We start from the raw sequence: 20,242 nt of genomic DNA, 5'->3' as shown, positions 1-20,242 counted from the left end.
CGCAGAGGACCCGTGGCGCAACGGGTTGGGCGTCCGGGCCCAGTCGGGGCAGGTCCCTTCGGCGCAGGAGAGGAGCGGGCGGGTGGAGCTGGCCGCGCTGCTGCTGGTGGACTCGCGCTTCCCCGGAGGCGGGCACGCGCACTCCGGCGGGCTGGAGGAGGCGGTGTCGCGGCGGCTGGTGACCGACGAGGCGACGCTGCGCGGGTTCCTGCTGGGCAGGCTGCGCACGGCGGGCGCGCTCGCCGCGGTGTTCGCCGCCGCCGCGGCCCGCGCACCCGACCTGGCGGCCCTGCTGGAGCTGGACGTCGAGCTGGACGCCCGCACGCCGTCACCCGCGCAGCGCAGGGCCTCCCGCGCGCAGGGGAGGGGGATCGCCCGCGCGGCGCGGCGGGCGTGGCCGTCGGAGCGGCTGGAGGAGCTGCTGCGCGCCGAACCGCGCCCGCACCACCCGGTGCTCACCGGGCTGCTGGTGGGCGACCCCGGCGACGCGGCGCGGGTCATCGCCTACCAGTCGGCGTCCGGCCCGGCGACGGCCGCGATCCGGCTGCTCGGCCTGGACCCGTTCGGCGTCAACGCCGTGCTCGCGGGCCTGGCGGACGACCTCGGCGCGGTGGTGGCGGACGCCGTGGCCCGCGCCGCCGACCCGCCCGCCGGGCTGCCGGCGCCCGGCTCGACCGGCCTCGACCTCATGGCCGAGGCGCACGACCGCCACCACCAGGAAGAGGTGCGTCTCTTTGTCAGCTGACCACGGGCACGGCCACGGCCACGCCCACCCGGTGAACTTCGACCCGACCGACGCGGGGCACGACCCGCACGTCCCGGCGCCCGACGCCCGCAGGGCGGTGCGCATCGGCATCGGCGGCCCGGTGGGCAGCGGCAAGACCGCGCTGACCGCCGCGCTGTGCCGCGCGCTCGGCGGGCGGGTCGACCTGGCCGTGGTGACCAACGACATCTACACCACCGAGGACGCCGACTTCCTGCGCAGGGCGGGCGTGCTGCCGACCGAGCGGATCGAGGCGGTGCAGACCGGGGCGTGCCCGCACACCGCGATCCGCGACGACATCACCGCGAACCTGGACGCGGTGGAGGAGCTGGAGCAGCGGTTCCCCGGACTGGAGCTGGTGATCATCGAGAGCGGCGGGGACAACCTGACGGCGGTGTTCAGCCGGGGTCTGGCCGACGCGCAGGTGTTCGTGGTGGACGTGGCGGGCGGCGACAAGGTGCCGCGCAAGGGCGGGCCGGGGGTGACCACCGCGGACCTGCTGGTGATCAACAAGACCGACCTGGCCCCGCTCGTGGGCGCCGACCTCGGTGTCATGACGGCCGACGCCCACCGGATGCGCGGGGAGCTGCCGGTGATCGCCCAATCGCTGGTCGAGACTCCGGACGCCCCCGCGGTGGCGGAGTGGGTGCTGGGTCAGCTGCGCACGCTGGCCACGGTGAGGTGAGAGCCGACGCGGGCGTCGGCGCACCCGTGCTCGCCGTCGAGCGGCAGGTAGAGCGGCTCGGTCCCGTCGGGCGGGAACACCCGCACGCCCCACACCGGAACGGGGTGGCAGACCTCCGGGTCGAAGTTGCCGACCCGGACGAAGCCGACGTCCGCCGTGGCCGTGCCACCGCGCGGCAGCACGAGCACCTCGCCGGGGCCGCCGACCCGCTCGGCGGCCGGGCCGACCTGGTCGCCCTGCTGGTCCACGTAGGACACGCCGGGGAACCCGCGCAGCGCGCACGGGCGCAGCCCTCGGTTGACCAGGGCGATCTCGCGGTAGGTGGTGCCCGCCGTCCCCTGCACCTCGCCGAAGGCGATGTCGAGCCCGGCGGAGCGGCAGGTGGGGACCGAGGCCGCCGCCGCGACCGGCTCCGGGGAGGCGCCCGCCGAGGCCGAGGCGCCTGCCGCGCCCCCTGCCGCCAGGATCGCGGCCGTGGCGACGAGCGCGGTGGTGGTTCTACTCATGACGTTCTCCCCCGAAATTCGTGGGCAGCTTTCAGACCGGTAATAGGGACGTCATATAAGGGGTCGAGGTTGCCCTCGTGAAGGCATTTGCACGGCTGGTCGCGGAAAGAAACCCGAATGGCCGCACGGTGATCCGCGAAATGCGGTCTGCGACGCCGTTGACGCTGGTCCCGGCACGCGGCGCGCGTTCGGACGCGCACGCGCTGGTGCATCTGGTCAGTTCGATCACCGCGCCGCTCGGGGGTGACGAGCTCGAATTGCGGATAACCGTGGGACCGGGCGCGGCGCTCGTGCTGCGCGGGGTCGCCGCGACGGTGGCGCTTCCGGGTCACCGGCCGGGCGGCAGCCGGTCGCGGGTGCTGCTGGAGGTGGCGGAGGGCGGCAGCGTCGAGCACCTGCCGGAGCCGACGGTGGTGACCGCGCGGGCCGACCACGAGGCGGTGCTGGAGGCGGAGCTGGCCGAGGGCGCGCGGCTGCGGGCGCGGGAGGTGCTCGTGCTGGGGCGGCTGGGCGAGCGGCCGGGCAGGCTCACCACGACCACGTCGGTGCGGCGCGGCGGACCGCTGCTGCGGCAGTCCCTCACGATCGGGGACGAGCGGGGCGGACCGGACACAGTGGACACCAGCCCCGCCGGGCTCGCGGGCAGACGGGTGATCGGCGCGGAGGTGCTGTGCTGGGGCGAGGACCCGGCGGGGCCGGTGTCGGGCGACTGGTGGTCGCTGGTCCCGCTGGCGCGCGGCGGGAGCCTGGCGACCGCGTTGGGGGACACCGTGATCGAGGTCGAACGCGCTCTCACCGGAGCGTGTGGCAGCCATCCCGGTTCGAGTGAGCTGCTGACTCGATCTCGTGCACGATTCCGTGCAGACGGTCACACGCTCCGTGTCCGTTCTCACCGTCCGGGCGGTTCCGCGCAGGACCGATAAGTCGTACGGTCGCGGGATCACCCGAGCTGAGAGCATTCGCTCATTGGGAGGTCGAGATGTCGGAAGCCACGACCAGCATCACGCTGCCGGCTATGCGAGTGTCCTACGAGCGGAGCGCGCTGGGCGAGGGCGACCTGGCCGCCACCTGGCACGAGCAGCTGCAGCTGTGGCTGGACGAGGCGACCAACGCGGGCCTGCTGGAGCCCAACGCGATGGTGCTGGCCACCGCCGACCCGAGCGGGCGGCCGTCGTCGCGGACCGTGCTGGCGAAGGGCCTGGACGAGCGCGGCCTGGTGTTCTTCACCAACTACACCTCGGCCAAGTCGCACGACCTGATGGCCACCAGGTACGCCTCCACCACGTTCCCCTGGTACGGCCTGCAGCGGCAGGCGCACGTGCGGGGCACCGTGGAGAAGGTCAGCCACGCGGAGACCACCGAGTACTGGGAGAGCCGCCCGAGGGGCTCCCAGCTGGGCGCCTGGGCCTCGCCGCAGTCACGGGTGGTGACCGGTCGGCCCACCCTGGAGTCCGCGCTCAACAAGATCGAGCGCCAGTTCACCGACACCGAGCGGGTCCCGGTGCCGCCGCACTGGGGCGGCTGGCGCATCCGGCCCGAGGAGGTCGAGTTCTGGCAGGGCCGCCAGGACCGGATGCACGACCGCCTGCGCTTCCGCCTCGGCCGGGACGGCTGGGAGACCGAGCGCGTGGCCCCCTGATCCCGACGGGGCCGGCAGCGCCGCCGGCCCCGCTCCACCGGGTTCGCGATTTCCGCTTTCCGATTCCCCCTTTTCCCCCTTTTCCCACTTCTCCGACTTCTCCGCCCGGACTTCCGCTCAGCGGTTCTCCCGGCGACACCCCACCGCTCCCCGCCGAAATCCCTCCGGCCACCGAGCTTTTCCGCTCTTCCGCTGGGCGGGGTTTCCCCGGCGCTTTCCCGCAGTTAATCCCGGTCGCCGCCGTCAACCGGCCATGGAGCGCTCCAGCACCACCGAGCCGCACCGCACCGCCTGCCGGTCCACCCGGTTCGCCAGCACCTCCACCTCGGGCAGCTCGTCGCCGGGCGCGATGAGGCAGGCGTACGAGGCGTTCTCCGGCCGGGGACCGTGGTCGAAGCCCATCACGAACACGTCGGCCTCCACCGGACGCCCGCTCTCCACCCCGGACAGGTCCCGCCAGCTGCCGGTCCGCCGCTCCACGCCGGAGAAGTGCCCGGTCGTCATCGGCACGTACGTGACGCTGCCGTGGTCCGCGAGCCGCTGGTCGATCGTGGTGACCACCGGCCCGACCGCGTCCGGCGCGGTGATGCCCGCGCCCAGCGCCACGACCGCGTCGGCGAAGCAGAACCACGTCTTCCAGCCCTCGGTGAACCCCTCCACGCCCGCCAGCCGCAGCGCGGCGACGCCGTTCTCCCCGTCCGACCACCCGATCGCCTCGCCGCCGCCGCGCGGCTGGTCGGGCCGGGGCCGCAGCGACCGGCCCTGCTCGGTGGTGACGCCCGGCAGCCGCGCCCAGTCCCACACCGGCAGCACCGAGCGGTAGCCGTCCTCGGCCTGGTCGCCCAGGCGCAGCGCGGCGACCCCGTCGCCGAGGTGGCGGCCCAGCAGGTTCTCCCCGTTCAGGCACTCGGTGGGCACCGTCCGGCCCGAGGACATCCGCACGGACAGCGACCAGCCGGGTCTGCGGTGCACCAGGTAGTCGGACCTGGGGTACCAGCGGGTGCCGACCAGCGGCGCGCCGTGGCCCGCGAGGCGGTCGTCGAACGCGGTCAGCTCGGCGGTGCGCGGCGGGTCGCACTCCAGCAGGCGCAGCACGGCGGCGCGCAGGTCGGCGGTGCGGTGGTGGGCGTCGGCGCGGGCGATCTCGCGCCCCATGGTGGTGAAGTCGAAGCCGCCGCCGTGCACGGCCCACTGCTGGCCGTCCACCAGGAAGTCGGCGAGCAGGCGCACCTCGGCGGCGCCGAACGCCCACGGCGTGCCGTGCACCGCGCGCACCCACAGGGCGAGGTCGGCGACCAGCGAGGCGCCGTAGCCGCCGGAGTACAGCTGGGGGCCGTGCTGGTGGAAGCTCAGGTCCTCCTGGATGCCCTCGCCGTCGCCGGTGCGCAGCACCTCGGACATGCGGGCGACCGCGCGGCGGACCAGCTCCGGGTCGTCCTCGACGAGGCCCCGGCGCAGCTCGATCCCCTGCGCCCACACCAGGTTCTGCCCGGTCATCGGCACCGGACCGGCTTGCTCGGCGAGCCAGGTGCCCCAGGTGGCGCGCTGGGCGCGGTCGAGGTCGGCGCCGAGGAGGGCGTCGCCGACGAGCCGGGGCGCGCCGATCTCGTTGTACCACCAGTTGTCGCTGCGGGGGGCCAGCCTGCGCCACGCCTCGAGCGCTTTGAGGCGTTGGCCGTCGGGTAACGACAGGGCGCGGCGGAGGTGCTCCAGCGGCGGGAAGTCGGCGGCGTCGTGGTCGGCGTAGTCGATGTCGGCCCAGGTGCCGTCGGGCAGCGGGGGGAGGCCGGGTCCGGGTTGGTGCGGCGGGCGCAGGCGGGCCCGGACGACGTCGAGGTCGCTCATGCGCCCCAGTCTGGTGGTGAGCGCCGTGACGTACGGGTGAATGTCGCGTTAGTTGTCGTACGCTAACCACCGTGAGGCGTTTGCTGGGGAAGATCGCGATCGACACCAGGCCGCTGGGAATCCCGGCCTACCGCAGGTTGTGGGTGTCGACCATCGTCACCGCCGTGGGCAGTCAGCTGACCGCGGTCGCGGTGCCCAAGCAGGTGTACGACATCACCGGGTCGTCGGCCTGGGTGGGCGTCGCGGCGGGCGTGGCGCTGGTGCCGCTGCTGGTGTTCGGCCTGTACGGCGGGGCCGTGGCCGACGTGGTCGACCGGCGGAAGCTGCTGCTGGTGACCAACACGGGCATCGCGGTGACGTCGGTGCTGCTGTGGGTGCAGGCGGCCGTGGGGATGTCGTCGGTGTGGCCGGTGATCGCGCTGCTGGGCCTGCAGCAGGTGTTCTTCGCCGCGAACGCGCCCGCGCGCACCGCGTCGATCGCCAGGCTGGTGCCACCGGAGATGATCCCGGCGGCGACCTCGCTGGGCGCGACGGTGATGACGTTCGGCGGCGTGTTCGGCCCGATGGCGGCAGGCGCCCTGATGCCCGTGCTCGGCCTGCCGACCCTGTACCTGATCGACGCCGTGGCCCTGACCGCGACGATCTGGGCCGTCTGGAAGCTCCCCCCGCTGCCGCCCCTGAACGCCCCGTCCCGCCACGCGGGCCTGCGCGACGTGGTCGACGGCTTCAAGTACCTGGCCGTGCAGAAGGTGCTGCTGGCGTCGTTCCTGCTGGACATCATCGCGATGGTGTTCGGGATGCCGAGGGCGCTGTTCCCGGAGATGGCGGAGCAGACCTTCGGCGACCCGCCGGGCGGCGGCTGGGCGCTGGGCTGGCTGTTCGCGGCGATGCCCCTGGGCGGCCTGCTGTGCGGGCTTCTGTCGGGGTGGACGTCGCGGATCAGCAGGCACGGCGCGGGCGTGGTCCTGGCGGTGATCGCGTGGGGCCTGTTCATGCTGGGCTTCGGCCTGTCGAACGCCCTGTGGCTGGCCGTGCTGTTCCTGGCCCTGGGCGGCGCGGCCGACATCGTGAGCATGGTGTTCCGCAACGCGATCCTGCAGACGGCGGCGAGCGACGACATGCGCGGCCGGATGCAGGGCGTGTTCATCGTCGTGGTGGCAGGCGGCCCCCGCCTGGCCGACCTGGCGCACGGCACGACGGGCGCCCTGATCGGCCCAGGCCCGGCGTCGGCGGTGGGCGGCGTGCTGGTGGTGATCGCCACGGTGGCCGCGGCCTTCCTGCTCCCGGTGGTCTGGCGCTACCGCTTCACCCCGGAGCAGCTGGGGCCGCCGGCGGGCAAGGCAGGACCGGCGGGGCCGGTAGGCCCGGCGGGCAAGGTCTGACCTACCGCACTCGCGGGCTGCGGGGCGAGCGCAGCGAGCCCGCAGCTCCCCGATCCCGCGTCCCTCTTCTCCGTTTGGCCTGGCGAAGCCCGAGCACGCTTGTCAAGATGCCGCCGCACTGCCCGGAAGACCGGGGTGCCCAACGGCGTCTTGACGAGCGTGCTTGCCTGAAAGGAGGCCACACGGAGAAGAGGGACCCGGACCACCGCAGGGGTACAACCGGACCACAGGACCAACGGCCACCGGCCGACAGAGCCCGTCCCCCTCTTTTTTGGAGGTCTGCCCCGCCGGCGAGGCGTGCTCTTCGCCCTTCAGCCCTTCGCCCTTGAAGCTCTTCGCTCTCGAAGCCCTTCAGCTCGTACCTCTTCCCCAGCGCAACCCCACCTCACCGCACCCCCAACCACCGCGTGAACCACTCCCGAGTCCGCTCCAGCAGATCAACCTGCTGCTCCACCCCCTCGATCACATGCCCCTCCCCCTCGTACACCACCAGCTCGTGCTCAACCCCGTGCTCGACCAACGCATCCCGCAACAACTCCGCCTGCGACACAGGCACGTTCACATCCTCAGCCCCGTGCACCACCAGCACCGGAACCCGAATCCCCCCGGCCCGCGCCACCGGGTCGTGCTCCTCCGCCTCCCCGCAGGCCAAGGCGGCGTCGAACGCCCCCCACTCCCCCTCAGCCCCCTGCCGCCCCCAATCACTCACACCCGCCCCCACGAGCGCCGCCGCGAAGCGATCCGTGGTCGCCACCGCCCAGGCCGCCAAGTACCCCCCGTGGCTCCACCCGGCTATCCCCACCCGCTCCGGGTCCGCCACCCCCAGCCCCACCACGTGGTCCAGCAGCGCCAACAAATCCCCCAACTCCTCATGCCCCGCCCGCCCCGCGACCGCCGCAGCGAACTCGTGCCCCCGCCCGCTCCCCCCGCGCGGGTTGGGCAGCAGCGCCGCGAACCCCGCGTGCGCCAACCACTGCGCCGACGGGTGCCAGTCCAGCGCGAACCCGTCCGCGTGCCGGTCGTAAGGCCCCCCGTGCGGCAGCACCACCATCGGGAACGGCCCGTCCGCCTCCGCCTTCCCCGGCGGCAGCACCAGCAACCCGTCCAGCTCCACCCCGTCCACCGCGACGCACGACAACCGCCGCCGCTCCCCCCAGCGGATCCCGCGCAACTCCGGCCTGCTGTCACTCACTCGGGTGAGATCCCCGCCCACCGGCCCGGAGCACACGTCCGGGGGAGCGTCCGCCCGGCTCACCACCGCCGCGACGACCTCCCCCGCCCCGTCCGCCGCCAGCCGCTCCACCCGCGCCTCGTGCCGCGCCAGCAGCGTCAGCCCGTCCGCGCCCAGCCGGTGCACCTCGGTGTCCAACCCGGCCGCGACCAGCACCAGCGGCGCCCCGCGCTCCACCTGCACCAGCTCCAGCGGGCACGCCGCCATTCCCGCCGTCCGGTTCACGTGCTCGACGATCGCCCCGCTCTCGGGGACCTCCGCGTCGAACACCGCCATCCCGGCCTGCAACCCCGGCGGCGTCAGCGCCAGGTGCGCCAACCGCCACCGGTCGCCCGACCGCCACCACGCCAGGCCCTCGGCGCCCGCCGCCACCGGCCCCAGGTCGCGGACCGCCAACCCCTCCAGCTCGACCAGGTGCAACCTCGGCCGCAACAAGCCAGGGTCGTACCCCGGCCCCTCCCAGGTCAGCACCGCCAACGGCCCCCCGCCGGGCCGCTGCGCCGCCTCCGCGACGTGCCGGTCCCCCAGGTCCACCGCCCGCGACACCCCGCTCACCGGGTCGAGCAGGCTGAGCCGCGACGCCCCACCGAGCCCCGGCACGGCCAGCGCCACCTCGCCGGACGCCAGCGGCAGGTGCCACCGCACCCCCTCCGGCAGGTCGGCCAGCACCCGCGCGGGCCCGCTGGCCCCGACCGCGCACAGCTGCCCGCCCACCCGGAACACCAGCTCGGCGGGCTCGCCGCACCAGCGCAGCCCCTCCGGCCGCTCCTCGGCCCCGTCGCCGACCCCTCGGGCCGCGAACACGACCGACCGGCCGTCCGGCGAGACCGCGGGTCCACCGACCCGCAGCCCCGACACCACCAGCTCCGCAGTCAGCTCCACACCGCACCCGCCCTAGAGCAGCGCCGCCAGCAACGCCACCCAGGCGGCGACCACCCCGACCACCACGCCGTAGGACACCCACCGCCACACCGGGACCTTCCGCCCCAGCCACACCGACGGCGAGATGCCCCCGACCACGAGCGCGTTCGCCAGCACGGCCAGCCACCCGCTGGTCTCGTTGAGCCCGAGCGACAGCGACACCACGGTCACCGCGACCACGGCCGCCGTGAAGACCGTGACGGTCAGCCCGGTGCCCCACGGGGTCGGCTCGTCCACCACCGAGGCGTGCTGGCCGACGCCGGGGACCGCCGACAGCCCGGTGGCCGTCGAGGTCGCCGCGTGCCTGCCCCGCGCCTCCTCCTCCGGGGACGGCGCCTCCACCCGCTGGGACTCGCCCGTCACCGGATCGGTGAACTCCACCGAGGTGCCCATGTCCGCCGCCAGCCGGACGGCCAGCTGCCGCCCGCGCCGCGTCACCAGCTCCCCGGCGGGCGCCTCGGAGGCGCTGTCCGCCCGCAGCACGGCCTCGGCGACCTTCGCCCACTCGTGCAGCGCGTCGGCCAGCCCCGCGCCGAGCGGCAGGGAGCGCGGGTCGACCTCGCGCTCCTCGGCCCCGTCGTGCCCGGCGAGCACGGCCCTGCCTTCCTGGACCCGCAGTTCCACGAAAGCGCCTCCTTCAGCTCGACGGGGAGAACGTAGCGCGTTCAGGCGATCGCGTAGAAGGCGACAGCGGCGGCGGTGGCCACGTTCAGCGAGTCGACGCCCGGCGACATGGGGATGCGCACCGCCACGTCGGCCGCGCCGATCGCCTCCTCGGTGAGCCCCGGCCCCTCCGAGCCGAGCAGCACGGCGACCCGCCGCCCGCGCAGCCCGGCGTCCGGCAGCTCAACCGAGCCGACCCTGGGGGTGAGCGCGGCGACGACGAATCCCTTGTCCTGCAACAACTTCAGTCCACCCGGCCAGTCGTCCACCGCGGCGAACGGCACCCGCAGCACGTGCCCCATCGACACCCGGACGCTGCGCCGGTACAGCGGGTCGCTGCACCCCGGCCCCAGCACCACCCCGTCGATGCCGAGCGCGGCGGCGTTGCGGAACAGCGCACCCAGGTTCTCGTGGTCGCCGACGCCCTCCAGCACGGCCAGCCGCCGCCCGGTGGCCAACTCGTCCAGCGAGGGCTGCGGCGCGCGGTCGGCGGCGGCGAGCACGCCCCGGTTGAGGTGGAAGCCCACCACCCGCGCCATCACGTCGGCCGAGGCCACGTAGGCGGGCGCGGGCAGCTCGCCCAGCGCCTCCACCCGCCGCCGCACGCCGAGCACCGCGCGCACCGGGTACGGGGACGCCAGCAGCCGCTCCACCACCACGACGCCCTCGGCGATGACCAGCCCGCGCCCACCCGGCCGGTCGGGGCGGCGGTCAGCGGTCGACAGGTCCCGGAAGTCGTCCAGCCGGGGGTCGTCCGGGTCGTCGATCTCGATCACCTCGGCCACCCGGACAGTCTCGCACTGCGAGTGTCGCTCGTAGTCCAGAGGGCGGAATCGCAAGCCTGTAACCTGCATATTCTCGCTCATTGTTACCGCCATGTGACAGAGAGCACCGATTTGGGCGCTGGCAGGTTCCGGGGTGCTGTGTCACGGTTGGGCCTCCTTTGAGCCCGCCGTAAGCCCGAGCGAAGGGGAGGCGGCATGGGTAGGGACGTGTCCACTCGGACGTTCACCGGAGAAGACCGCAGGCACTACCGCGAGCGGGTCCAGCGCTGCCTGGACGCGCTGGGCACGATGCTCGCCGAGGACTGCTTCTCGTTCCCCCGCCAGCAGATGGGCCTGGAGATCGAGCTGAACCTCGCCGACCGCGCCGGACTGCCCGCGATGCGCAACGCCGAGGTCCTGGAGAAGATCGACGACCCGGCGTTCACCCTGGAGCTGGGCCAGCACAACCTGGAGCTGAACGTCCCCCCGCGCGAGCTGGCCGGTGACCACACCCTGGGCCTGGAGCGCGACCTGAGGGCGCTGCTCGGCGTCGCGGACGCCAAGGCGCAGGACGCGGGGGCGAGCCTGGTGATGATCGGGGTGCTGCCGACGCTGCGCCCCGAGCACTTCGACCGCCGCTGGCTCTCGCACAACCCGCGCTACTCGCTGCTCAACGACCAGATCTTCGCCGCGCGGGGCGAGGAGCTGGTGCTGTCGCTGGAGGGCGCGCCGCTGCCGGGGCGGGACGCGGAGCGGCTGCTCAGCCGCAGCGAGTCGATCCTGCCGGAGGCCGCCTGCACATCGGTGCAGCTGCACCTGCAGGTCGCGCCGGAGGACTTCGCGGCGCACTGGAACGCCGCGCAGTGCCTGGCGGGCGTGCAGGTGGCGATCGCGGCGAACTCGCCGTTCCTGCTGGGCAGGGCGCTGTGGCACGAGACCCGCATCCCGCTGTTCCAGCAGGCCACCGACACCCGGCCGCAGGAGCTGCAGAACCAGGGCGTGCGGCCGAGGGTGTGGTTCGGGGAGCGGTGGATCACCTCGATCTTCGACCTGTTCGAGGAGAACGTCCGCTACTTCCCCGCGCTGCTGCCGGAGACCGGCGACGAGGACCCGGTGGACGTGCTCGGCTCCGGCGGCACGCCGAGGATGACGGAGCTGCGGCTGCACAACGGCACGGTGTGGCGGTGGAACCGGCCGGTGTACGACGTGGTGGCCGGGGTGCCGCACCTGCGGATCGAGAACCGGGTGCTGCCCGCCGGTCCGACCGTGCTGGACACGCTCGCGAACGCGGCGTTCTTCTACGGCGCGCAGCGGGCGCTGTCCTCGATGGACCGTCCGCTGTGGACGCAGATGTCGTTCCAGGCGGCGGAGGAGAACCTCTACGCGGGCGCCAGGCACGGCATGAACGCCCAGCTGTACTGGCCCGGCATCGGCTGGGTCCCGCCCGACGAGCTGGTGCTGCGCCGCCTCCTCCCGCTGGCCCACGAGGGGCTGCGCGACTGCGGGGTGTCCGACGAGGCGCGGGAGCGCTACCTCGGCGTGATCGAGGCGCGCTGCCTGGCCGGGCGGACGGGGGCGCTGTGGCAGCGGGAGGTCGTCGCCGGCCTGGAGGAGCGCGGCGCGGGCCGCGAGGGGGCGCTGGCCGGGATGCTGGCCAGGTACGTGGAGCGGATGCACGAGGGGGAGCCGGTGCACACCTGGTCGGTGTGATCACCCGGCCCCACCGGGATCGCCGTCGCGCCTAGCGGCGGCGGCCCGCCTTCAGCGGGGCGACGTCGGCCCCGTCGTGCGAGCTGCGGCAGTCGTCGGGGGTGACCGCCTCGACCGCGAGGGTCAGCATCCCCTTCACCCCGGTGTAGATCGACTCGCCGCGCGAGGCCAGCGAGACGTGCACCCGGTGCGAGTCGGAGAAGTCGCGCTCGTCCTTGGCGCGCTTCTTGCCGGTCTCCTCGGGCTTGGTGGCGCTGCGGAGGTTGACCTCCAGCCAGGCGGCGACCTCGGTCGGCGTGGTGAGCACCTCCTCGGGCGCGCGCTCCAGGCGTTCGGCGCGCGGTGAGGCGCTGTCGAGCGAGGTGTGCTCGACGTAGGCGTGCCAGTGCGTGTTGCGCATCGACCACGTCTGCTCTACCGGCCAGTCCTCCTCGGTGCCCATTGCCTCATCTTGCCAGGCTCCGGACGTCGAGCGCGTGGTCCACCCCGACCGACGTGGCGAGACGGCGGTCGTGGGTGATCAGCAGCACGGTCCCGGCGTACTCGGCGAGCGCCTGCTCCAGCTGCTCGATGGCGGCGAGGTCGAGGTGGTTGGTCGGCTCGTCCAGCACCAGGCAGGTGGTGCCCCTGGCCTGCAGGAGCGCGAGCGCGGCCCTGGTGCGCTCGCCGGGCGAGAGGGTCCCGGCGGGCCGGAGCACGACGTCCGCGCCGACCCGGAACTTGGCCAGCAGCGTCCTGGCCTCGGCCTCGGCCAGCCCGGTGGCCGCCACGACCACGTCCAGCACCGGGGTGGCCCCGCTGAACGCGCCGCGCACCTGGTCGATCTCGCCGACCACGACGCTGCCCTCGGACCGCTCCCCCGCGTCCAGCGGGACGCGGCCGAGGATCGCCCCGAGCAGGGTGGACTTGCCGGAGCCGTTGGGGCCGGTGAGGCGCCAGCGCTCGCCCGCGCCGATGGTCAGGTCGACCGGGCCGAGGGTGACGTCCCCGCGCGAGACGACCGCGCCGCGCAGGGTGAACGCGACCCGGCTGCCACCGCTCGCGGCGGGCAGGGTCAGCCGCAGCTCCCACGGCTTGCGGGGCTCCTCGACCTCCTCCAGCCGCTCCAGCGCGCGGTCGGCCGCCGCGCCCTTGCCCGCGGTGTTCTCCGCGCCCTGCTTGGCGAAGAACTTGATGAACTTGTCGCGCTCGTCGGACTTGGCGTTGCGCCGCACGCCCGCGCGGGACCACTCCTTGGCGGTGCGGGCGCGGCGGGTCAGGGCGTCCTTCTTCGCCGCGTACTCGTCGTAGTCCTCCTGCGCGCGCCGGGCGGCGGCGTCGCGCTCGGCGAGGTAGGCGTCCCAGCCGCCGCCGAACGCGGTCAGCCCGTGGGTGAACTCGTCCAGCTCGGCCACGGCGGTGATCGTGCGGGACAGGAACTCCCGGTCGTGGCTGACCAGGACGACGGCCGCGCGCGTGCCGAGGACGTGGGCCTCCAGCAGTTCCAGGCCGTCCGCGTCCAGGTCGTTGGTGGGCTCGTCGAGCAGCAGCACGTCGGCGCGCACGAGCAGCACCGAGGCGAGCCGCAGCCGGGCGGACTGGCCGCCGGACAGCTCGCCGGAGCCGCGCGCGTCGAGCAGGTCGGCGGGCAGCCCGAGCCGCTGGCACACCTCGTCGGCGCGCTCGGCGAAGTCGCCCGCGCCGACGGCGGTCCAGCGGTCGAAGGCCGTCGCGTAGGCGTCCTCGGCTCCGGGCGCGCCCTCGGCGAGGGCCTGCGCGGCGCGCTCGAACGCGGCCTCGGCGTCGGCGACGCCGGTGCGGCGGGCCAAGTGGTCGCGCAGCGACTCGCCCGGCTCGACCGCGGTCTCCTGGGTGAGGTGGGCCACGGGCCCGGAGGCGGTGACCGTCCCCCGCTCGGGCGTCAGCTCGCCCGCGAGCACCTTCAGCAGCGTGGACTTGCCGACCCCGTTGGGGGCGACCAGGCCTACGCGCTCGCCTGCTGGAACATCGAGATCAACCTCCGAGAGCACGGTCCTCGGACCGAACGACAGCGACAGGTTCCTTGCTGCCAGAGCGGACACGCCACCGATGCTGTCAGGCCGTCCCACGATCCGCACCCGAGTTTCCCCGCCGCCCTATTGCCAGTAGGTTGCAAGTACTAGAGACTTGCAACGAGGAGCGCGCATGGCCCAGTACGTGTTGCCGGACCTGGACTACGACTACGGCGACCTGCAGCCGGCGATCATCGGCGAGATCAACGAGCTGCACCACAGCAAGCACCACGCCGCGTACGTCAAGGGCGCCAACGACACCCTTGAGCAGATCGACGAGGCCAGGGACAAGAGCGCGTTCGGCTCGATCGTGGGCCTGGAGACGACGCTGGCGTTCCACCTGGCCGGGCACGCGCTGCACCAGGTCTGGTGGAAGAACCTGAGCCCGAACGGCGGCGACAAGCCGTCCGGCGAGCTGGCCGCCGCGATCGACGAGCACTTCGGCTCGTTCGACGGCCTGCGCGCGCAGCTGAACGCCGCCGCGGGCAGCATCCAGGGCTCGGGCTGGGGAATCCTGGCCTGGGAGCCGGTGGGGCAGCGGCTGATCACGCAGCAGCTGAAGGACCACCACTCCAACCTGTCGATCGCCACCACACCGCTGCTGGTGTTCGACATCTGGGAGCACGCGTACTACCTGCAGTACCGCAACCTGAAGGCCGACTACATCGGCGCGCTCTGGAACATCGTGAACTGGGACGACGTGAACGCCCGGTTCGAGGCGGCCCGCGCGGGCCAGAACGGCCTGCTGCTGCCGACGCGGTAGCCCAGGTCCCCGATTTCAGCGGTGGGTGCTCCGACAAGCTCCCCGACGCTGGAAGTCCGGTGGTGGATGCTCCGACAAGCCCCCGCGACCGGCACGACGAGGCCCCGCCCCCGGTGGTACGACCGGGGTGCGGGGCCTCGTCTGTTCCCGAACTGACTGCCGCTCCCACCACGAAGCGACGTGCTTAGGTTAGCCTAACTTCACTGTTTTGGGAAGAGGTGTCCCCCATCCGGTTCGCCCGCGCCAGGACGAGCGCCCCGAGCAGCGCGGCCAGCACCGACACCGCGCCGCCCAGCACCAGCGGCGCGCGGGCGTCGAACCGGTCGGCCACCCAGCCGGTGAGCAGCCCGGACAGCGGAGCGCTCCCCATGAACACCGTCATGTAAACGCCCATCACCCGCCCCCGCATCCCGGGCGCGACGGCGAGCTGCACGGTCGAGTTCGCGGTGGTCGTGAACGTCATCATCGCCGCGCCGACCGGGATCAGCGCGAGCGCCGCCGTGAGCATCGTCGGCATCAGCCCGGACAGCAGCTCCAGCACCCCGAACGCCGCCGCGCCGCCCACCAGCAGCCGGGGCCCCGGCGCGGACCGCCTGGCCGCCATCGCCGCGCCCGCCAGCGTGCCCACCGCCATGGTCGTGGTGAGCAGCCCGTACGCGTCGGCGTCGCCGCCGAAGGTGTCGCTGGCCAGCAGCGCCAGCGACACGTGGAAGTTCAGCCCGAACACGCCGACCAGGAACACCACGAGCATCACGGCGACCAGGTCCGGCCTGCCGCGCAGGTAGCGCAGCCCCTCGGCGAGCTGCCCCCTGGCCTTGGCCACCGGCGCGCCCCGGTGCAGCTCGGCGGCCCGCATCAGGGCGAGCCCGGCCAGCACGCCCGCGAAGCTCGCCGCGCGGATCAGGAAGATCCAGCCGGTGCCGACCACCACGATCAGCCCGCCCGCCACGGCCGGGCCGATCATCCGGGCGGCGTTGAACGTCATCGAGTTGAGCGCGACCGCGTTCGCGACCTGCTCGCGGCCGACCATCTCCACCGCGAACGACTGCCGCACCGGGGCCTCCACGGCGGACAGCACGCCGCCCGCCAGGCACAGCAGGTACACGTGCCACAGCTGCGCGACCCCGGACAGGTCGACCAGGCCGAGCACCAGCGCGAGCACCGCCATGCCGGACTGGAGGCCGATCAGCAGCAGGCGCTTGTCCAACCGGTCGGCCAGCACGCCCGCCCACATGGACAGCGCCAGCACCGGGCCGAACTGCAGGGCCGTGGCCACGCCCAGCGCGATCGGGTCGCCGCCGGACAGCTGGAGCACCAGCCAGTCCTGCGCGACCCGCTCCATCCACAGCCCGACCAGCGAGACGAGCTGGCCGGAGGCGTAGAGCCGGTAGTTGCGCAAGCGCAGCGAGGAGAACGCCCCGGCCCGCCGCGGGGCCGGGGGCGCGCCGGTCGCGGTCACGCGTCGGGGGTGGCGGCGGCGGGCGTGGCGGCGGCGGGCACGGCCTGGTCCGGCCCGGCCCTGCGCCGGGACAGCCGCACCACGGGCAGCGGCATCCCGCCCCGGCGGGCGAGCACGAGCGCGCCGACCAGCGCGGCCACGATCGAGACCGCGCCGCCGACCACCAGCGGCGCGCGGGCGGTGAAGTGGTCGGCCAGCCAGCCCATGACGGGCCCGCCGACCGGGTTGCCGCCCAGGAAGACCAGCATGTAGAGCCCCATCACCCGGCCGCGCATGGCGGGCGTGACGGACAGCTGCACGGTCGCGTTGGCGGTGGTCGTGAAGGTCATCATCGCCACGCCGACCGGGATCAGCACCAGCCCGACCAGCCACAGCGTGGGCATCAGCCCGGCGACGATCTCCAGCACGCCGAACGCCAGCGCGCCGACGACCAGCAGCACCGGCCGCGGCTTCGCGCCGCGCGTGCTGCGCCGGGCGGCCAGCGTCGCGCCCGCGAGGGTGCCGACCGCGAGCAGCGTGGACAGCAGCCCGTACGCGTCGGCGTCGCCGCCGAAGGTGTTGCGGGCCAGCACGGCGAGGGTGACGTAGAAGTTCAACCCGAACGTGCTCACGAAGAACACCAGGAACAGCAGGATCACCAGGTCCGGGCGCTTGCGCACGTAGCGCAGGCCCTCGCGGAGCTGGCCGGGCTCCCTGGGCACCGGCTCGCCCCGGTGCAGCTCGGCGGGGCGCATCAGCAGCAGGCCCGCGATCACCGCGACGAAGCTGGCGGCGTTGATCAGGAACACCCAGCCGGTGCCGCCGACGACCACGATCAGGCCGCCCGCGACGGCCGGTCCGACCATGCGGGCCAGGTTGAACGTCATGGAGTTGAGCGCGACCGCGTTGGTGAGCTGGTCGCGGCCGACCATCTCCACCACGAACGACTGGCGCACCGGCGTCTCCACGGCGGACACCGCGCCGAGCAGCAGGCACAGCAGGTAGACGTGCCACAGCTCGGCGGCGCCGAGGACCTCCAGCAGGCCGAGCGCGAGCGCGCACAGGCCGAGGCCGGTCTCCAGCACGAGCAGCAGGCGGCGCTTGTCGAGCCGGTCGGCGAGCACGCCCGCCCACAGCGACAGCAGCAGGGTGGGGGCGAACTGGAGGGCGGCGGCGAGGCCGAGCGCGACCGGGTCGCCGCCGGACAGCTCCAGGACCAGCCAGTCCTGGGCGACGCGCTGCATCCAGAGGCCGACCAGCGAGACGACCTGGCCGGAGGCGTAGAGCCGGTAGTTGCGGACCTTCAGGGAGCTGAACGTGCCTGGTCGCTTGCGCTTGGGCGGAGGTAGCGCGGTGTCTCGATCGGGTCGATCGGTCTGCGAGCCCTCCGCATAAGCAGGCACTTCGTTACTGCCCCGCCATCCTGTCGATGATCTCGGCGGCCCTGGAGAGCACCGCCCTGTCCTCGGGTGTCAACTCCGCGAGGTGCTGGTCCAGCCAGGCCTCCCTGGCGGACACCTCCGCGTTGATGTACTGCATCCCGCTGGGGCTCAGCTCCACGATGGCCTGGCGGCCGTCCGTGGGGTGGGGCCTGCGGGTGGCGAAGCCGAGCTCCTCCAGCGCGGCGATGACCCTGGTCATCGACGGCGGCTGGACGCCCTCCTTGGCCGCGAGCTCGCCCGGCGTCAGCGGTCCGCACTTGTGCAGCGTGGAGAGCGCGGACACCTGGGTGAGCGAGATCGTGGAGTTGACCCGCTGCGCGCGGAGCCTCCGGTTCAACCTGATGATGGCGAGCCTCAGCCTGCTCGCCAGCCCATGGTCGTCGGTCTCCGCCACGTAGTTAGCATACCTCACGATCTCGGGCCTTCACTGTGAAATCGCCCATTCAGCGCTGGGCGTGCGGGCTGGTGGACGGTGTTCGCGCTGGTCAGTACGGGGGTGCGACGCGGCCCGCCCGATGCTTGCTCCGGGCGGGCCGCTTCGGCTTCGCGCTCTCCCCCACGTCCGGGGGGCGGGCGTCAGTTCATGATCAGGGCCTGGATCGGGCCGATGCCGAAGTACACGACGAACGCCACCGCCGTGCCCCACATCAGCGGGTGCACGCTGCGGGCCCGGCCGGTCAGCGCGCGCAGCAGCACGTAGCTGATGAAGCCCGCGCCGATGCCATTGGCGATCGAGTAGGTGAACGGCATGACGACGATGGTCAGGAACGCGGGCAGCGCGATCGAGAAGTCGGAGAAGTCGATCTCCTTGACCTGGGCGACCATCAGCGCGCCGACGATCACCAGCGCGGGCGCGGCCGCCTCGACCGGGATGACCTCGTAGAGCGGGGTGAAGAACATCGCGACCAGGAACAGCAGGCCGGTGACCACGTTCGCCAGGCCCGTGCGGGCGCCCTCGGCGATACCGGAGGCGGACTCGATGAACACGGTGTTCGACGAGGCCGACGCCGCGCCGCCCGCGACCGCGCCGACGCCGTCGACCAGCAGGGCCTTGCTGACGTTGGGCAGCTGCCCGTCCTCCTTGATCAGCTCGCCCTCCTTGCCGAGGCCGGTCATGGTGCCCACGGTGTCGAAGAAGTCGGTGAGCACGAGCGTGAACACCAGCAGGGCGGCGGCCAGCGCGGGCAGGCGGGTCCAGGCGCCGAACGAGAACTCGCCGACCAGGGACAGGTCGGGGAGGCTGAAGAAGCTGTCCGGCACGGCCGGGTAGCCGAGGTTCCAGCCCTTCGGGTTGGTGCCCGCCGACGGGCCCGCCTTGACGAGCGCCTCCAGCACGATGGAGAAGACGGCGGTGGAGAGCACGCCGATCAGGATCGCGCCCCGGACCTTGCGGGCGACCAGGATCCCGGTGACGAGCAGGCCGACCACGAACACCAGCGTGGGCCAGGACGCGATCGAGCCGCCGATGCCGAGGCCGACCGGGACGGTGGTGCCCGCGGCGTCCGGGATGCGGCGCACGAACCCGGCGTCGACCAGGCCGATGAAGCAGATGAACAGGCCGATGCCGACCGCGATGGCGGCCTTCAGCTCGTTCGGCACCGCGTTGAACACGGCCGTGCGGACCCCGGTGAGCACCAGGAGGAGCACCACGACGCCGTTGACCACGACCAGGCCCATCGCCTCGGGCCAGGTCATCTGCGGGGCGAGGGTGACCGCCACGAACGAGTTGATGCCCAGGCCCGCGGCGAGCGCGAACGGGTAGTTCGCGATCAGGCCGAACAGGATGGTCATCACGCCCGCGACCAGCGCGGTGACCGCCGCGACCTGCGGGACGGGCAGGATCGCGCCGGTGATGTCGGTCTTCGCGGACGGGTCGTCGGCGGAGAAGCTGCCGAGGATCAGGGGGTTGAGGACCACGATGTAGGCCATCGCGACGAAGGTGACCACCCCACCGCGCACCTCGCGCCCCACGGATGACCCGCGCTCGGTGATTTTGAAGAAGCCGTCCAGGCCCATGTCGTGCAACTCCCTGTTCCCTGTGTGACCGCTCGGGCGCGCTCCGACGCCCAGCCCCGTCCCCGAGGCCGGTTGCCGGGGGTGACGGTTGCGGGTGGAGCCTGCCTGATCGGTGTTTCGGGGAGGTAGCCTGCCTGACGTGGCCGAACTCCCCCCTCCGCCCCCTCTCCCGCCCCGCCTGACCGACCCGGTGCCCCCGATCGTGGTGGGCAGCGCGTTGTGGCTGGTGGCCCTGGTGGTGACCCTGCTGATCGGGGCGCCCGCGGTGGTCGTGTGGACCTGCGCGGCGGGCGGGGCACTCGGAGTGATCGGCTTCGGCATCTTCGCCTGGCAGCGCTCAGCGGCCCGCAGGGGCTCGCGGACGGCGCAGAGCGGGTTGCAGTAGGCGCGGGTCGCGGTAAGGCGGATCACGCGGCCGAGCGGGTCGCGGCGGCACGGAGCACG

The 20,242-nt window shown here is 73.5% G+C and carries 19 protein-coding genes; 8 read left to right on the top strand and 11 right to left on the bottom strand.

Going from position 1 to position 20,242, the window contains the following annotated elements; all coding sequences use genetic code 11:
- The first annotated feature begins 82 nt into the window (after nt 1–82).
- Together AMIR_RS02545 and ureG are read left to right on the top strand one after the other, a co-directional pair.
- Nucleotides 83–745, top strand: coding sequence for an urease accessory protein UreF (locus AMIR_RS02545; RefSeq protein WP_012783135.1), 663 nt, complete (start codon nt 83–85; stop codon nt 743–745).
- Nucleotides 735–1,448 carry an urease accessory protein UreG gene (gene ureG / locus AMIR_RS02540; protein ID WP_012783134.1) on the top strand — a complete coding sequence of 238 codons (714 nt, stop codon included), beginning with the start codon at nt 735–737 and terminating at the stop codon, nt 1,446–1,448. Before AMIR_RS02545 ends, ureG begins: the two co-directional genes overlap by 11 nt.
- Here the strand turns inward: ureG and AMIR_RS02535 are convergent.
- Nucleotides 1,418–1,954, bottom strand: coding sequence for a DUF4232 domain-containing protein (locus tag AMIR_RS02535; protein WP_012783133.1), 537 nt, complete (start codon nt 1,952–1,954; stop codon nt 1,418–1,420). The genes ureG and AMIR_RS02535 overlap by 31 nt on opposite strands.
- Nucleotides 1,955–2,031: 77 nt before the next feature.
- On the opposite strand from AMIR_RS02535, the gene AMIR_RS02530 reads away from it, so the two are divergent.
- Together AMIR_RS02530 and pdxH are read left to right on the top strand one after the other, a co-directional pair.
- Nucleotides 2,032–2,877, top strand: a complete 846-nt coding sequence (locus AMIR_RS02530) for an urease accessory protein UreD (RefSeq protein WP_012783132.1) — start codon at nt 2,032–2,034, stop codon at nt 2,875–2,877.
- Between the two features lie 56 nt (nt 2,878–2,933).
- Nucleotides 2,934–3,593: a pyridoxamine 5'-phosphate oxidase gene (pdxH, locus tag AMIR_RS02525; RefSeq protein WP_012783131.1), complete on the top strand. Its 660-nt coding sequence runs from the start codon at nt 2,934–2,936 to the stop codon at nt 3,591–3,593.
- Between the two features lie 243 nt (nt 3,594–3,836).
- Here pdxH and AMIR_RS02520 read toward each other — a convergent pair whose 3' ends face one another.
- The gene (locus AMIR_RS02520) at nt 3,837–5,438 is read right to left on the bottom strand and encodes a polysaccharide lyase family 8 super-sandwich domain-containing protein (RefSeq protein WP_012783130.1); all 1,602 of its coding nucleotides are present in this window, start codon (nt 5,436–5,438) and stop codon (nt 3,837–3,839) included.
- A 71-nt stretch (nt 5,439–5,509) separates the two neighbouring features.
- Between AMIR_RS02520 and AMIR_RS02515 the strand changes: the two genes are divergently transcribed.
- Nucleotides 5,510–6,820 carry an MFS transporter gene (locus tag AMIR_RS02515; RefSeq protein ID WP_012783129.1) on the top strand — a complete coding sequence of 437 codons (1,311 nt, stop codon included), beginning with the start codon at nt 5,510–5,512 and terminating at the stop codon, nt 6,818–6,820.
- Between the two features lie 385 nt (nt 6,821–7,205).
- On the opposite strand, the gene AMIR_RS02510 is transcribed toward AMIR_RS02515, so the two are convergent.
- From AMIR_RS02510 to AMIR_RS02500, 3 genes are read right to left on the bottom strand one after another with little or no spacing between them, the layout of a single operon-like run.
- A complete protein-coding gene (locus AMIR_RS02510) occupies nt 7,206–8,933 on the bottom strand; it encodes an alpha/beta hydrolase family protein (protein WP_012783128.1) in 1,728 nt (575 codons plus the stop codon).
- Nucleotides 8,934–8,945: 12 nt separating this feature from the next.
- Entirely contained in the window at nt 8,946–9,596 is a 651-nt protein-coding gene (locus AMIR_RS02505; protein ID WP_012783127.1) for a DUF2537 domain-containing protein, read from the bottom strand.
- Nucleotides 9,597–9,637: 41 nt separating this feature from the next.
- Entirely contained in the window at nt 9,638–10,420 is a 783-nt protein-coding gene (locus AMIR_RS02500; RefSeq protein WP_041836532.1) for a TrmH family RNA methyltransferase, read from the bottom strand.
- Nucleotides 10,421–10,615: 195 nt separating this feature from the next.
- Between AMIR_RS02500 and AMIR_RS02495 the strand changes: the two genes are divergently transcribed.
- Nucleotides 10,616–12,109 (top strand): glutamate-cysteine ligase family protein, encoded by a 1,494-nt coding sequence (locus AMIR_RS02495; RefSeq protein WP_012783125.1) that lies wholly within the window; start codon nt 10,616–10,618, stop codon nt 12,107–12,109.
- A 31-nt stretch (nt 12,110–12,140) separates the two neighbouring features.
- Here the strand turns inward: AMIR_RS02495 and AMIR_RS02490 are convergent, their stop codons facing one another.
- Together AMIR_RS02490 and AMIR_RS02485 are read right to left on the bottom strand one after the other, a co-directional pair.
- Nucleotides 12,141–12,551, bottom strand: a complete 411-nt coding sequence (locus tag AMIR_RS02490; RefSeq protein WP_012783124.1) for a hypothetical protein — start codon at nt 12,549–12,551, stop codon at nt 12,141–12,143.
- A gap of 4 nt (nt 12,552–12,555) precedes the next feature.
- Nucleotides 12,556–14,169 carry an ABC-F family ATP-binding cassette domain-containing protein gene (locus tag AMIR_RS02485; RefSeq protein ID WP_012783123.1) on the bottom strand — a complete coding sequence of 538 codons (1,614 nt, stop codon included), beginning with the start codon at nt 14,167–14,169 and terminating at the stop codon, nt 12,556–12,558.
- A 103-nt stretch (nt 14,170–14,272) separates the two neighbouring features.
- Between AMIR_RS02485 and AMIR_RS02480 the strand changes: the two genes are divergently transcribed.
- Nucleotides 14,273–14,902: a superoxide dismutase gene (locus AMIR_RS02480; protein WP_012783122.1), complete on the top strand. Its 630-nt coding sequence runs from the start codon at nt 14,273–14,275 to the stop codon at nt 14,900–14,902.
- 184 nt (nt 14,903–15,086) lie between these two features.
- Here the strand turns inward: AMIR_RS02480 and AMIR_RS02475 are convergent, their stop codons facing one another.
- From AMIR_RS02475 to AMIR_RS02460, 4 genes are all read right to left on the bottom strand, one after another.
- Nucleotides 15,087–16,361, bottom strand: a complete 1,275-nt coding sequence (locus AMIR_RS02475) for an MFS transporter (protein ID WP_012783121.1) — start codon at nt 16,359–16,361, stop codon at nt 15,087–15,089.
- Nucleotides 16,358–17,743, bottom strand: coding sequence for an MFS transporter (locus AMIR_RS02470; RefSeq protein WP_012783120.1), 1,386 nt, complete (start codon nt 17,741–17,743; stop codon nt 16,358–16,360). The genes AMIR_RS02475 and AMIR_RS02470 overlap by 4 nt, the downstream gene beginning before the upstream one ends.
- Nucleotides 17,744–17,747: 4 nt before the next feature.
- Nucleotides 17,748–18,194 carry a MarR family winged helix-turn-helix transcriptional regulator gene (locus tag AMIR_RS02465; protein WP_012783119.1) on the bottom strand — a complete coding sequence of 149 codons (447 nt, stop codon included), beginning with the start codon at nt 18,192–18,194 and terminating at the stop codon, nt 17,748–17,750.
- Between the two features lie 164 nt (nt 18,195–18,358).
- The gene (locus tag AMIR_RS02460) at nt 18,359–19,798 is read right to left on the bottom strand and encodes an NCS2 family permease (protein WP_012783118.1); all 1,440 of its coding nucleotides are present in this window, start codon (nt 19,796–19,798) and stop codon (nt 18,359–18,361) included.
- 139 nt (nt 19,799–19,937) lie between these two features.
- On the opposite strand from AMIR_RS02460, the gene AMIR_RS02455 reads away from it, so the two are divergent.
- On the top strand, nt 19,938–20,183 hold the full coding sequence (locus AMIR_RS02455; RefSeq protein ID WP_012783117.1) for a DUF2530 domain-containing protein: 246 nt from the start codon (nt 19,938–19,940) through the stop codon (nt 20,181–20,183).
- Nucleotides 20,184–20,242: the final 59 nt, after the last annotated feature.

Source organism: Actinosynnema mirum DSM 43827, from assembly GCF_000023245.1.
In the GTDB taxonomy this organism is placed as follows: Bacteria; Actinomycetota; Actinomycetes; order Mycobacteriales; family Pseudonocardiaceae; genus Actinosynnema; species Actinosynnema mirum.
This window is presented reverse-complemented; position numbering and strand designations above follow the sequence as displayed.

What these genes read in the sequence shown, in the direction of transcription:
- AMIR_RS02535 (WP_012783133.1), bottom strand. Translation starts at nt 1,954, where the DNA reads ATGAGTAGAACCACCACCGCGCTCGTCGCCACGGCCGCGATCCTGGCG.
- pdxH (WP_012783131.1), top strand. Translation starts at nt 2,934, where the DNA reads ATGTCGGAAGCCACGACCAGCATCACGCTGCCGGCTATGCGAGTGTCC.
- AMIR_RS02520 (WP_012783130.1), bottom strand. Translation starts at nt 5,438, where the DNA reads ATGAGCGACCTCGACGTCGTCCGGGCCCGCCTGCGCCCGCCGCACCAA.
- AMIR_RS02495 (WP_012783125.1), top strand. Translation starts at nt 10,616, where the DNA reads ATGGGTAGGGACGTGTCCACTCGGACGTTCACCGGAGAAGACCGCAGG.
- AMIR_RS02490 (WP_012783124.1), bottom strand. Translation starts at nt 12,551, where the DNA reads ATGGGCACCGAGGAGGACTGGCCGGTAGAGCAGACGTGGTCGATGCGC.
- AMIR_RS02480 (WP_012783122.1), top strand. Translation starts at nt 14,273, where the DNA reads ATGGCCCAGTACGTGTTGCCGGACCTGGACTACGACTACGGCGACCTG.
- AMIR_RS02460 (WP_012783118.1), bottom strand. Translation starts at nt 19,798, where the DNA reads ATGGGCCTGGACGGCTTCTTCAAAATCACCGAGCGCGGGTCATCCGTG.